The 12408-nt window shown below is 55.0% G+C and carries 12 protein-coding genes and 1 pseudogene; 5 read left to right on the plus strand and 8 right to left on the minus strand.

Annotated elements, in window-relative coordinates; translation table 11 throughout:
* Positions 1–100 precede the first annotated feature (100 nt).
* The 5 genes and pseudogenes from K6K13_RS17615 to K6K13_RS17630 all read right to left on the minus strand — a co-directional run bounded on the left by K6K13_RS17615 (position 101) and on the right by K6K13_RS17630 (position 3309).
* On the minus strand, positions 101–709 hold the full coding sequence (locus tag K6K13_RS17615; RefSeq protein ID WP_222158135.1) for a hypothetical protein: 609 nt from the start codon (positions 707–709) through the stop codon (positions 101–103).
* A gap of 26 nt (positions 710–735) precedes the next feature.
* A pseudogene (locus K6K13_RS17620) lies at positions 736–1758 on the minus strand (Rieske 2Fe-2S domain-containing protein).
* An 11-nt stretch (positions 1759–1769) separates the two neighbouring features.
* Positions 1770–1928, minus strand: a complete 159-nt coding sequence (locus K6K13_RS23630) for a recombinase-like helix-turn-helix domain-containing protein (protein ID WP_350338159.1) — start codon at positions 1926–1928, stop codon at positions 1770–1772.
* 146 nt (positions 1929–2074) lie between these two features.
* Complete coding sequence (locus K6K13_RS17625; protein ID WP_222158136.1) at positions 2075–2374, minus strand: Rieske (2Fe-2S) protein; 300 nt, start codon at positions 2372–2374, stop codon at positions 2075–2077.
* 224 nt (positions 2375–2598) lie between these two features.
* Positions 2599–3309 carry an SDR family oxidoreductase gene (locus K6K13_RS17630; RefSeq protein ID WP_222158137.1) on the minus strand — a complete coding sequence of 237 codons (711 nt, stop codon included), beginning with the start codon at positions 3307–3309 and terminating at the stop codon, positions 2599–2601.
* Positions 3310–3393: 84 nt separating this feature from the next.
* Between K6K13_RS17630 and K6K13_RS17635 the strand changes: the two genes are divergently transcribed.
* A complete protein-coding gene (locus K6K13_RS17635; RefSeq protein WP_222158138.1) occupies positions 3394–4296 on the plus strand; it encodes a LysR family transcriptional regulator in 903 nt (300 codons plus the stop codon).
* Positions 4297–4302: 6 nt separating this feature from the next.
* Here the strand turns inward: K6K13_RS17635 and K6K13_RS17640 are convergent, their stop codons facing one another.
* The gene (locus K6K13_RS17640; RefSeq protein WP_222158140.1) at positions 4303–5349 is read right to left on the minus strand and encodes a LacI family DNA-binding transcriptional regulator; all 1047 of its coding nucleotides are present in this window, start codon (positions 5347–5349) and stop codon (positions 4303–4305) included.
* A 347-nt stretch (positions 5350–5696) separates the two neighbouring features.
* Here K6K13_RS17640 and K6K13_RS17645 point away from each other — a divergent pair, with 347 nt between their 5' ends.
* Genes K6K13_RS17645 through K6K13_RS17655 form a run of 3 tightly spaced genes read left to right on the plus strand, consistent with a single transcriptional unit; the run spans position 5697 to position 8161 of the window.
* Positions 5697–6404, plus strand: a complete 708-nt coding sequence (locus K6K13_RS17645; protein ID WP_222158142.1) for a metal ABC transporter ATP-binding protein — start codon at positions 5697–5699, stop codon at positions 6402–6404.
* On the plus strand, positions 6401–7252 hold the full coding sequence (locus tag K6K13_RS17650) for a metal ABC transporter permease (RefSeq protein ID WP_222158143.1): 852 nt from the start codon (positions 6401–6403) through the stop codon (positions 7250–7252). The genes K6K13_RS17645 and K6K13_RS17650 overlap by 4 nt, the downstream gene beginning before the upstream one ends.
* A 30-nt stretch (positions 7253–7282) precedes the next feature.
* On the plus strand, positions 7283–8161 hold the full coding sequence (locus K6K13_RS17655; protein ID WP_222158144.1) for a metal ABC transporter substrate-binding protein: 879 nt from the start codon (positions 7283–7285) through the stop codon (positions 8159–8161).
* A gap of 21 nt (positions 8162–8182) precedes the next feature.
* Here K6K13_RS17655 and dsdA read toward each other — a convergent pair whose 3' ends face one another.
* Positions 8183–9514, minus strand: a complete 1332-nt coding sequence (dsdA, locus tag K6K13_RS17660; protein ID WP_222158145.1) for a D-serine ammonia-lyase — start codon at positions 9512–9514, stop codon at positions 8183–8185.
* Positions 9515–9969: 455 nt separating this feature from the next.
* Between dsdA and K6K13_RS17665 the strand changes: the two genes are divergently transcribed.
* A complete protein-coding gene (locus K6K13_RS17665; protein WP_222158146.1) occupies positions 9970–11544 on the plus strand; it encodes an EAL domain-containing protein in 1575 nt (524 codons plus the stop codon).
* Positions 11545–11577: 33 nt separating this feature from the next.
* On the opposite strand, the gene K6K13_RS17670 is transcribed toward K6K13_RS17665, so the two are convergent.
* Positions 11578–12393: a DeoR/GlpR family DNA-binding transcription regulator gene (locus K6K13_RS17670; RefSeq protein ID WP_222158147.1), complete on the minus strand. Its 816-nt coding sequence runs from the start codon at positions 12391–12393 to the stop codon at positions 11578–11580.
* Between the last annotated feature and the right edge of the window lie 15 nt (positions 12394–12408).

A 12408-nucleotide genomic window follows, 5' to 3' on the forward strand; every position in this document is an offset into this window, starting at 1 on the left:
TTTTTGGTTCAGCAAAAACATAACGTCCTGCTAAAGCAGGACGTTATGTTTGAAGGATTCATGTTGAAATTCATAATGCCACAACACCGCGCCCCCTCCACTATTTCACCATTCCCCCGTTATACAGCTCATCACCTCTTCCCGAATTAATCATTTCGTTAACATGCTGCCGACGCTCAGAACGCGCTCTCGCACTGTTCACTCGATCTTCCTGATATCGATCTTCTCGTTCACGCATAACTTGCATGTTTTTTTGTGAGCGATTAAAGCTGGTATTGACGTTTTTATTCAACGTATCAATGGTTGCCTTGATCTCTCCCAGGTTGGCCATTTTGGATGCATGATGCGGGTAAGAAGAGCTTTCTATTTTAGCTGTCAGTTGATTTGCACGCGCGCTTACCACGTTTATATCGGCTAACAGCTGTCTGAGGCTGTTTACATTAGGACGTTGCCAGTGTGTCGGATTTTGCAAATCGCGATTAAACGTTGTCACCAGATTCTCAACGTATTTCACGGCCTTTCTCAATCCAAGGATATCCTTCATTCGGACCGTTTTGGCACTGGTTGTGATTTCTCTATTGGCCGCACTGGTTTGATTACTGTTTGCTGTCGAGATACTTATCATTACCGCTGATACCCTTTCATTATTAAATTCAGCGGAAATGCTATAGGGTGATCGATTGATAATCTTCCATTTACAGTTCGCCATCAGGGCCCGTCCGGCGTCTGAATCGATTATCGCAACGCGTGCTGTGTTTCCCGCTCTGCCACCTGTGCTTTTGCCGTTTTCTGCATCATTCGACGCAAGCGAGAGAGCCCAACATCATGTTGATAGAGGTATTCGTAAGCGTTCGCGTCCGGTGCCAAGTTTTCCAGCAAGCGCCTATCCTGTTCCAGTACGGCCCAATGCAATTTCTCTAAACGATTTCGGTACATAAAACGCCACATATCCCGCTGCCAGCCCGAGACACGACGAATACGCCAGAAAAAAACGCGGCAGTTATCGTTATCTTCCGGCCCCACCATGCTGACAATCCAGAAAGGGCCACCGGGCCCGAAACGTTGCTGATAGGGAATGGAAAGTCGCATCCAGTAAGCACCGCTGATGCCTAATTCCACCCAATCAAAATTAACGCCAGATTGATGTTTTTTCCTGAAGATGAAACCGCTTGATGTCGGATCGAGCACCATCTCCGCTTTACGCGCCCCCTGCGCCATGGAATGAGACGCGGAATGCAGATACGTCCCGTGCATCGGGTCCATCACATTTTCCAGCGCATACTAATAGTTACACCGCCAGGCGGCAGTGCAGAGAAAATGACTGTAACTTTCGCCGTCGGCCAGCTCTTCAGGGAACACCAACGGCTCCGCTGCCTGGTTGGCGGTAACACCGAACCAGAGAAAAATGGCACCATAGGCTTCTTTCACCGGATAGCTAACCACCATACGTTGCCCCACTAACGGGCAGCGTTCAACGGCGGGCACATCCTTGACCACCCCATCCCCTGCCACCTCGACACCGTGATACCAGCAGGCGATGCGATCGCCAAGGTTCCAGCCAAGCGACAGACGAGCCCCCCGGTGCGGACAGCGGTCTTCCAGTGCCTGAACCTGTCCGTCGCTGTCGCGCCACACGACAATCTGCTCACCCAAACGGGTGATGCCAACAGGATTGGCTTGCACTTCCCAACTGGCCAGTACGGGATACCACAAGCCACGTAATCCGCGATCGAGGTATTGTTGCACCGTCGACTCCATGGCGTCCTCCTTTACTTGCCGTTTTGTTGCAAAAAGGCCCGTAGCGTTGCTTCCTGCCAGGGCTGACCTTGCTGATCGTAGCTTGCTGTTGAATTCAACCCTTCCACCAATCCGGGCAGGGTGTCGATACCGTTATCAAACAGGATTTCCAGCCCGGCGATAAAGGCCAGCGTCCAAGACGTCGGCGCACGGCTTCAGCTCTGCCAGACCCGATTGTGATATCCCCCGGGAGAATGGATACAACCATTGCCACCGCCAATGGACGAAATGGTAGGCTGCGGCGCTACTCGCGCCGGATTGAATTCCTGCTCGGTCTTCATGCGAGGGTGTTCTCCGTTAACCTGATTTGAATGTGATTTTCGACGCATCGTACCCGGTAGCAATGCAGGTCACGCTCACCCGGCCCACCGAGACATTGCCCGGTTTTGATATCAAACACCGCGCCGTGTAAGGGGCACTCAACGCTGCCATCTTCAATAAATCCCTGACTCAGCAGGGCATACGCGTGCGGACAAATATCCTCAAGGGCGTAGTACTTGCCATCGAGCAGGTAAACGCCGACGGCGTTATTTTCCACGCTGCCACTAAACGGCCTGTTCTCTTGTATCTGATACACGAATCCAGCACATCGCGCCCTCCGATATCGGTTTCATTAGTGAAATAGACGCTATCGTCTTCGAACAACAATAAAATTGATGCTTAAATCGTCAAGGCAGGAGGCAAATCAAGAGTGGAATTTGTTAAAAGGTGAGTTTAAGACACAGGCGAGATGTGTTGATAAGAAAGGCAAGCAATGCAGAGACGGCAAAGGCAACGTCAGAGCATTGACGTTGCCCATGCTTAACGCAATGTATATCCCCCATCGCAATAGAGCGTGTTGCCCGTCATGTGCGTATTGTCGAGCAGGAACAGCGCCGCGTCGGCCTGCTCCTCCACCGTTGCAGGGCGTTGCAACACAGTGAGTTTGCACCACTGTTGATAAGCAGCCTCGCGCACCTGCGCCGGGCGTTGCTGCCACAATGTGCTGTCGGTGGTGCCCGGTGACAAGCAGTTCACCCTGCGTGGCGCCAGTTCAACCGCCAGCCCGCGCGCCAAGCCCTCCAGGGCGGCATTGCACGCGGCATAAGCGGGCGCGCCAAGGGGACGCGCAGAAGCGGCCCCTGACATCAATACCACCGCCGCATCCGGCAACAACGCGGGCAACGCGGCATAAACCGCCCAATATTGCCCCCAAAATTTTGCCTGAAACAGCGCTTCGCTGGTCTCCAGGCTTCCCTCCTGAAATGCGCCCGTGGTGTAGGATGCGGCAGGCGTAAACAGTCCGGCAAGCGAGGCGGTTTGCGCGAAGAAGGCGGCCAAAGATGCGCGATCGGTAACGTCAACAACATAGCCAGATGCCCGATCGCCGAGTGTTCTGAGCGCAGTAGCCCGCTTTTCTGCCGAACGACCGCCGATCACCACGCGATCGCCGCGCGCTACCAGTCGCTGAGCCAGAGCGAATCCAATGCCTGAAGTGCCACCAAGAATGGCGTAAGTCTGTGTCTTTTTCATAACACAGAGCTTATTGACGAATATTATTCCGGTAAAATGAAATAAACTATCAAAATTTATTCCTGATATTCAGCAATAGGCGCTATGCGACATTACCCAGGAGATGACATCGGCGTATTTCTGGCCGTATGTGACAGCGGCAACTTCACCGCAGCAGCAAACCTGCTTGGGCTCACCCCTTCAGCGGTCACCAAAGCCATTCAGCGATTGGAAAACCGCCTGAAAACGCCATTGTTTACCCGCACCACCCGGCAGCAGACCATAACGGCAGAGGGTGTGATTTATCGGGATGCCTGCCGAGCTGCAAGACTCGAGGTTGATCGCGTCGAAATGCTGCTTGCCAGTATCACAGCAGAACCCGCAGGACAGCTAGCGGTAAGCGTACCGCCGCTGCTCGGCGCACAGGTCATCACACCCGCTCTGTTGGCACTGTGTCAACAGTGGCCGCAATTGAGTATCAGTATCTCGGCCTCTGTCGAAATGGCTGACCTGTTCGATGGGTCTGTCGATCTTGCCGTACGTGTAGGAGAATTGCCGGATGCGGCAGGGATTGTCGCCAAAAGATTGGGCACGCAACGCATCGTCCTGTGCGGTACGCCGGGTTACTTTGCTCAGTCGCCACCGCTTCACGGCATCGACGATCTTCAGCGCCACACCCTGATTGGCACGCTGAAAGAGGGCTACGCCGCCCCCTGGCACTTTCAGTTGGCAGACAAAACACATCGGGTGATGACGCCCGATACCCGCTTATTACTGGATGGCGCACTGCTGACCGTCAACGCCATCAAAGAGGGATACGGTCTCGGCAGGGTGCCCTACTGGTTAGTCAAGGAGGAACTCGAGCGCGGCTTGCTGGTTAGCGTGCTGGACGAGGTTATTACCGGACATTTGCCCATTCATGCCTTATGGCGGGCAACGCCAGTAATGTTGCCCCGCTTACGTCTGGCAATAGATGCGCTGATCGCGGCCACCGCTGCACAATTTTAGCGAGCATCAGGCGAGAGTGTTAAGACATTTCACCGACTCTCTCACCACCAAATGCCCAGCCAACTCAACATGTTGCGTCACCCCCAGCGACTGTGCGGGAACCAACTGCTGGGTTAATAGTTGCAGTGCGGCTCTGGCAACCGCATCAAGCGGCATGTGCACCGTGGTCAGTGACACCGGCAGCATATCCAATGGCAAGATATTATCCATTCCCACCAACGACATATCATTCGGAACGCGAATGCCACGCTGCGCCAACGCATCCACTACCCCCACCGCCTGATTGTCCGCCGCGCAAAAAATCGCGGTCACACCAAGGCGGTCAGCATGTGCGGAAAGCCAGCGCAGCATGGCATCGCGTGCAGTAAGGGGGTGAAAATCAGGCAAAGCAAGAATCAATGACTCATCGACAGCAATCCCTGCCTCCAGCAAAGCATCACGGTATCCGCGCTCCCGCTGCTTAATGGTGATGCAAGACGACCAGGTTAAATGCAGAATTCGCCGGTGCCCGTGTTCTATCAGATGACGAACGGCACAAGCAGCGGCGGAATAATTAGCCGGTGTGACGCGGTTTAAACACATGGCGGGATCTTCACCGTTGATCAATACGGCAGGTATTCCGCTTTTCACCACCGCCTGCAATAAGGGGATATGCGCATCATTGACGATCACGATGCCACTCTGCCGCACACCTTGCAGCGATGCAATCATTTGATCTTCCGTCATGGCGTCATGCTCCGAGAGAAATGGGCGCATTCGGATATTACGCTGTACGCACAAGGTTTTGAGCGCATTGATCAATGACAGGGAAACCAGATTGTAATCACTCTCCAGCATCAGGTTACGCGGTGCTGCCAGCAAAACATGGCGCAAGGGATCCAAGGCTTCCGCCACCGGTTTCGCCAATTTATGCAGCGGATAACCCTGTTCTGTGGCAATCGCCAGGATCTGCTGTTTGACTTTGGCACTGATCGGCGCAGTGCCATTTAATACACGAGAAACCGTACTGATAGAGACGCCTGCACACTCCGCAATATCCTTTAATGTTGCCATTATTCCTTCATCCCTGTGTTTGCGAGGCTCACAATAGACGGTTTTAGCAAGACATCACTCAACGCATCAGCCCCCTTTCCTACCGCTTATCTCTACACTGTCGAGGGTTAACGCAATAACAACCACGAGAACATTTGCATACAGACAGGCGCTAAAGCCGGCATGTCACATTCTCTTACGCCTTTCTGCTAGCACTTTTTTTGTTATATTATAACATAACAATACATTCCCTCTGTATGGCACTTGCGAGTGAGCTTCTATTCTCTTTCCGCCTGGATGCGCATCAGCATTGCGCTGGCGCTGTTGGCATTGTTATGGGCGCTGGTCGCCTGGGCGGTAGCGCTGCCATGATCGCACTGCATAACGTCACATTTGGCTACACGTCATCTTCGCCGCTGGGCACGCTGAGTGGCAGCTTCAGCGCAGGTTCGTTGACAGCCATCGTCGGTGAAAACGGCAGTGGTAAATCGACGCTGTTAAAAACCCTTGCCGGACTGCTCCCCCCCTTGGCAGGCTCGCTGACGCACGATGGCAACACAGTGCCGCGCATTGGCTATTTGCCACAGCTGTCGGAGTTCGATCGCCAGTTTCCGTTGAGCGTCATGGATTTGGTGTTAATGGGCAGCCTGCCGCAACGCGGTCTGTTCGGTGGTCTCAATAGTCTCTGGCGGCGCAGTGCGTATGCCGCGCTGGAGGCGGTCGCAATGACTGCGTTCGCCACCCGCCCTATCGGCCATCTATCGGGAGGCCAGCTACAGCGCGTCCTGTTTGCCCGCCTGCTGTTGATGGATGCGCCGGTACTGCTGCTGGACGAGCCGTTTACCGGCGTAGATGCCGAAACAACGCAGGCTCTGCTGGCGTTGATCCACCAACGTCATCAGCAAGGATGCACCATTCTGGCGGTGCTGCACGATCGTGACATTGTCGAGCGCCATTTTCCGCTGGTGCTACAGCTCAGCGCCGCAGGACATCGCTGGGGCGCAACTCACGATATATTAACCGCGGCACGCTCCGCATCCCACGGCGCGCAGGCGCGAGTCAGGGCGGTAATATGATGACAATAAGTCTCCTTTCACCGCTGGTGGAATTCGGGTTTATGCGGCGCGCGCTGGTGGGATGTATCGCACTTACGCTCAGTGCCACACCGTTGGGTTGCTTTTTGTTGCTACGCCGCATGAGTTTGATCGGCGATGCGCTGTCGCACGCGGTATTGCCCGGCGTCGCCATCGGTTATCTGCTCTCTGGCATGTCGCTGTTGGCAATGGGAACCGGCGGGTTTATCGCTGGGCTGACCGTGGCGCTACTTTCCGGTTTTGTCAGCCGCAACACGACATTAAAAGAGGACGCCAGCTTCGCCGGACTCTATCTGGGGTCGCTGGCGCTCGGCGTCACGTTAGTGTCACTGCGCGGCTCCAGCGTCGATCTGTTGCACCTGCTGTTTGGATCGATTTTGGCGGTCGATCGCGGCGCACTGATCGATATCGGCCTGATCTGTTCGGCCTCGATACTGCTGTTGGCGTGGCTCTATCGTGCGCTGGTGATCGAATCGTTTGATGCCACCTTTATGCAACTCGCCTCACCGCGAGGCCGCACGCTGATCCACGCGTTATTTCTCGCACTGGTGGTGCTCAATCTGGTGGCTGGGTTTCAACTACTTGGCACGCTGATGACGGTCGGCATGATGATGCTACCCGCGACCTGCGCCCGCTTCTGGACAGCCCGTTTGCCGGTCATGCTGGCAGTCTCGGTACTGGTGGGCATCGCATCCAGCCTTATCGGCCTACTGTGGTCCTACTATGCCTCGCTGCCCGCCGGGCCCGCCATCATCCTGACCGCCACGCTATTTTTTGCGTTCTCGGCCGCTTTCGGCGCTGAGGGCGGCATGTTTCGCCTGCGCCGCTAATATCATCCACATATCATCAATGAGGACATCATGAAACACCCTGTTATCGCACTGGCACTTTCCAGCCTGTTATTCAGCACGTTTGCGATGGCGAAGCCGTTGCAGGTTGTCGCGAGCTTTTCCGTTTTAGGCGATATGGTCAGCAATATTGGCGGCGATCGCATCATCGTTACCGATTTGGTCAAGCCCAACGGCGATCCCCATGAATTCGAACCCTCACCGCAAGACAGCAAAACGCTGGCGAGCGCAGATCTGGTTTTCGTTAACGGGCTGGGTCTGGAGGGCTGGCTAACGCGTCTGGTATCCGCTTCCGGTTATCAAGGGAAAGTGGTGACCGCTTCGCAAGGCATCCACACGTTGGCGATGGAAGAAGAGGGAAAAACCCAGACCGATCCGCACGCCTGGAACAGCGCGGCGAATGGGGTTATCTACGCACAGAATATCATCGATGCGTTAGCCAGTGCGGCACCGCAGGATGCTGACTATTTTCGCCAGCAGGGAAAAGCCTATATTCAACAACTTCAGGCGTTGGATGCGTATGCCAAGAAAACCTTCGCCGCCATTGCGCCCGAAAAACGCAAAGTGCTCACCAGCCACGATGCGTTTGGCTATTTCAGCCAGGCCTATGGCGTAACCTTCCTGGCACCGCTGGGTTTTTCAACGGAAGCGGAAGCCAGCAGCAAACAGGTTGCCACGCTCATCCGCCAGATCAAACAAGAGAAGGTCGCCAGCTACTTTATCGAGAACCAGACCGATGCTCGTTTGGTGAAACAGATAGCTAACGCCAGCGGCGCACAGCCGGGCGGTGAACTCTACCCGGAAGCGTTAACTGACAGCACGGGCCCGGCCGCCAGCTACACCGCCGCGTTCAAACACAATGTGGACACCCTTGCCGCCAGCATGAAGTAAACAAGGCATCTGGCGCGCGGGCTATTTTGCCCCTTGCGCCAGATATTTCTGCATCTCTGCATCTGGCACCATGCCACCGCCCGTCGCCCACACCAGATGCGTTGTCTGTTGCATCGCTGACGCGGATAACGACAAGCGCGACAGGTATTCCGCGTTGCCCGCTACGCGCCACGGCCCGGCCATTCCGGCCAACGCAGAGGGTTCCAGACAGAGCGTTTCGGTGTGCGCCAACATCGCCAGCAAGCGATACATTTCGTCGTCGCTCAAGGTGTAATAACCGTCAATCAGCCGCGCCATGGCACGTCCAACAAAACCGGATGGACGCCCCACCGCCAGCCCATCGGCAGCGGTCAGGTTGTCGATACCCAAATCCTGCACCGCAATGCCGTCGTGCAGACCGGTGTACACGCCCAGCAGCATACAGGGCGAGTGCGTCGGCTCCGCAAAAATACAGTGTACGTGATCGCCAAACGCCAGCTTCAGACCGAACGCCACCCCGCCTGGCCCACCGCCCACGCCGCACGGCAGGTAGACAAACAGGGGATGATCCGCATCGACCACCATGCCACGTTCAGCAAACTGGGCTTTGAGCCGGTCACCGGCAACCGCATAGCCAAGAAACAGCGAGTGGGAATTCTCGTCATCAATAAAAAAGCAGTAGGGATCGTCCTGCGCGGCTTTGCGCCCTTGTGCGACGGCAACGCCGTAATCCTGTTGATATTCCACGACGTCAACGCCGTGTGCGCGCAATCTGTCCTTTTTCCATTGGCGCGCATCCGCCGACATGTGTACCGAGACGTTGAAGCCCAGGGTCGCCCCCATAATCCCGATCGACATACCGAGATTACCGGTCGATCCCACGGCAATACGGTATTGGCTAAAGAAGTGCCGCGCGGCTTCGCTTGCCAGTTGACGATAGTCATCGGTGGGAGCAATCAATCCCGCCTGTAACGCCAATTGCTCCGCGTGTACCAGCACTTCATAGATACCGCCGCGCGCTTTGATCGAACGGGAAATCGGCAGGTGGCTGTCTTTTTTCAGCCACAATTTGCCGGGTAATACCTTGCCATAACGCGCATCCAGCGCGGTTTGCATCGCGGCGATGTCAACCATATCGGACTCAATGATGCCTTCACTCGCCGCCAACGCGGGAAAAACCTCGCGGAGATAGGGCGCAAAACGGCGTAAGCGCGCATCCGCCGCCTGCACATCCGCATGCCCAAGCCCGACATAGGGCAATCCCTCGGCAAGCGTGGTGCTCTCCGGGTTAAACCAGGTCACGTCACGCAGCGCAACCAGGCTTGCCATGAGCGGATCGCGTTCTATCAGCGTTTTGATGTGAATATCAACCATTGTGTCCCTGTCTCCCTGTCGCCCAATGCTTCACCAACCATACGCCGAATCCCAACCGGGATCACCTGCGGCAGCATCACCTGCGTTGCCAACAAAACCTACCGATGCACGATGTCGATACGGATATCTGTATAAAAAACCTAACACTTCAAGTAAGTTATATTAATTAAAAAATTACCCTGATTGATAATCGGCATTTATAATTATCATTCTCAGCAACGTCGATAGCATGGCAGGGTACAGAGACGGTATTCAGTGGCTTATCGCATTTACCCACTGCGTTATCGAGCAACCGGTTCAACACATACAGGTTAAACATTGCGTCATGCGGCAAACTGAAACGCCTTTTCTCAAGCCACGGTAGACATGGCCGATAACTTCACCAGATTGGCAAGGATGCGATATCTGAATCCACATGCCGAGTTATGTTCATCACCACTGATTGGATAATAACGATGCTATCCTCCAACAATGCCGGATTATGGTTCAGATTACTCATTTTCATGCTGCTCAGCGCGCTATTGGCGCTGTTTATTGGCCAAACCTTTATTGCGCAGTCAGAACAAAAGCGTTTGGAGAGCTACGCACACGATGTGCTGGCGCAAGGGGTTGCCGTCGCACAAGAGAGCCGGGATACGGTGCAGCGCATACTGTTACTGGGCAATATCCCCTGCTCCGATGCCGATCTGCGCGAGTTACGCCTGCTGTCCTTTTACGCGCTTAATCTGCGCGACGTGGGGCGCATCCAAAACGATCGCCTGATTTGCTCTGCGGGATGGGGAAGGCTGAATCCCCCTATCGCGCTGTTGCCGCCCGACCTGACGACCTCGACGGGCACACAACTATGGACCGCGATGGAAAGGCTGGTTGACCCCAGGATCACCGCCGATATCGCCAGCAGCGGAGGCGTAGCGACGATCACCGCTTCGGCTGCTTTTCGCCGCTATTCACAACCTCCACAGGGATACAGCGCCACCTTAATCAATAAGAATCTCGACCACCCCTATCAAACCTTCGGTTCTCTGACACTCCCCCATAAAGAAGACTTAAGCAGATTGAAAAACGGCTGGCTCACCTTGGGTACACGCCATTTTTTCACCTGCTCAAACAGCTTTGATATCTGCGTGCTGGCGCAGTTTGAGGATGCGGGTGTGATATATCGTCCGTGGTATGTGATAGCGGGCATCATTCTGATGGGGGCGGCGTTGGGCGGCAGCTTTACACTGTGCTACTCACTTTACCGTGAAAAACGGCGCTCCCTGCCTTGCCAGCTGGAACGTGCGCTGAAGAACGATCAACTGCGCGCCCACTACCAGCCACTGGTCAGCCTTGCCACGCGCTCGCTGATTGGCGTTGAAGCGTTGGCGCGCTGGCGTAACGGCGCCGGTGAGGAAATTTCGCCAGAAGTGTTCGTGCGTATCGCCGAAGAAAACGGCATGATCGATGAGTTAACCCGAGCCATCACCCGCTGTGCCATTCGGGATATGCGGCCTTATCTTACGCAGCCATCATCCTTTACGCTCAGCATCAACCTTGCGGTTAGCGACATCATCTCTCCCGACTACCACCGCTTTTTACAGCGCGAGTGTGAGCGCAACGGCGTCATGCGCGAGCGTGTGATTTTAGAACTGACAGAACGCTCAACCGCATCGCCGCAGGTACTTGAGATTGCGCTGCAATCATTGCAGCAGCAAGGGCATAAAATCGCGCTGGATGACTTCGGCACCGGCTATTCAAATCTGGATTACCTGAGCCGCTTCTCATTCAATCTGGTGAAGATAGATAAGATTTTTGTAGGTGCCATCGGCACAGATTCCGTCAACGCCGCCTTCACCGATGTGCTGTTCTCACTGGTACAAAAACTGGATGCCAGCATCGTGGTAGAAGGGGTGGAAACCCAGGAACAGGCCGCTTATGTGGCACAACACTGCCCGAATGCGATTGTACAAGGGTGGTATTTTGGCCGACCGGCGAGTATTGATCAGTTTGTCGAACCCGAACGTTACCGCTGCCCGCCGATTGAATCATAACCTGAGCCGCATGATGCCAAGCGGCAAAAGACGTTATACCAAATGCAGTTGCACTGGCTGTGCGTGCAGCAGTTGTTGCGTCTCCGGCGCCAGCGCACTGTCGGTGACGATGTCGGTCAGTGCCGTGAGCGGCGTAACGCAAAACAGCGAATAGGCACCGTACTTGCTGCTGTCGGCCAGCAACACACGGCGGCTGGCATTCATGCCCAGATCCTGTTTCACCCCCGCTTTCTCTTCGGTTGGCGTGGTGATGCCTTTTTCCATACTCCATGAGTTGCAGCTGATAAAGGCAATATCCGGGTAAATGCTGCGTAACAGGCGGCGACCGTGCTCGCCAATACAGGACTGGCTGCTGTCATCAATGCGGCCACCGATAATGGTCACTTCGATCTGCTTGAATTCCGACAAGAACAGCGCAATCTGCAAATCCGCCGTGATCACTCGCAGCGGCAGGTGCGTCAGGTTACGCGCCAGTTCGAGCATGGTGGTGCCCGCATCCAGCACCACGGCATCACCCGGTTGCACCAGTGACGCCGCGTAGCGGGCAATCGCCTGCTTTTCTGCCAGATTGCGATGCAGCTTCTCGTTGGTGGTCGGCTGCAAGGGAATAAAACGGTTGAGCGTGACGCCGCCATGGCTGCGGCTGATCACGCCCTGTTCATCAAGCTTGATGAGATCGCGGCGGATCGTCGCTGGCGAGGCGTCGATCACGGCAACCAGTTCGTCTACCGTCACCAGATTATGGCTTTTCAAATAATCCATAATCTGATCGAGACGGCTCTGCCCTTTTACTCTATCTCCGCTAACGCGGAAAGCATCACTCACTGTTTGCCCCACAACGATGTCCATGAGTTGAATCCCCTC

Origin of the sequence: Symbiopectobacterium purcellii (genome assembly GCF_019797845.1) — a bacterium.
Classification (GTDB): domain Bacteria; phylum Pseudomonadota; class Gammaproteobacteria; order Enterobacterales; family Enterobacteriaceae; genus Symbiopectobacterium; species Symbiopectobacterium purcellii.

Coding starts and splice junctions, on each gene's coding strand:
- K6K13_RS17615 (WP_222158135.1), bottom strand. CDS start 709: ATGGCGAACTGTAAATGGAAGATTATCAATCGATCACCCTATAGCATT.
- K6K13_RS17630 (WP_222158137.1), bottom strand. CDS start 3,309: ATGAAAAAGACACAGACTTACGCCATTCTTGGTGGCACTTCAGGCATT.
- K6K13_RS17635 (WP_222158138.1), top strand. CDS start 3,394: ATGCGACATTACCCAGGAGATGACATCGGCGTATTTCTGGCCGTATGT.
- K6K13_RS17640 (WP_222158140.1), bottom strand. CDS start 5,349: ATGGCAACATTAAAGGATATTGCGGAGTGTGCAGGCGTCTCTATCAGT.
- K6K13_RS17645 (WP_222158142.1), top strand. CDS start 5,697: ATGATCGCACTGCATAACGTCACATTTGGCTACACGTCATCTTCGCCG.
- K6K13_RS17650 (WP_222158143.1), top strand. CDS start 6,401: ATGATGACAATAAGTCTCCTTTCACCGCTGGTGGAATTCGGGTTTATG.
- K6K13_RS17655 (WP_222158144.1), top strand. CDS start 7,283: ATGAAACACCCTGTTATCGCACTGGCACTTTCCAGCCTGTTATTCAGC.
- dsdA (WP_222158145.1), bottom strand. CDS start 9,514: ATGGTTGATATTCACATCAAAACGCTGATAGAACGCGATCCGCTCATG.
- K6K13_RS17665 (WP_222158146.1), top strand. CDS start 9,970: ATGCTATCCTCCAACAATGCCGGATTATGGTTCAGATTACTCATTTTC.
- K6K13_RS17670 (WP_222158147.1), bottom strand. CDS start 12,393: ATGGACATCGTTGTGGGGCAAACAGTGAGTGATGCTTTCCGCGTTAGC.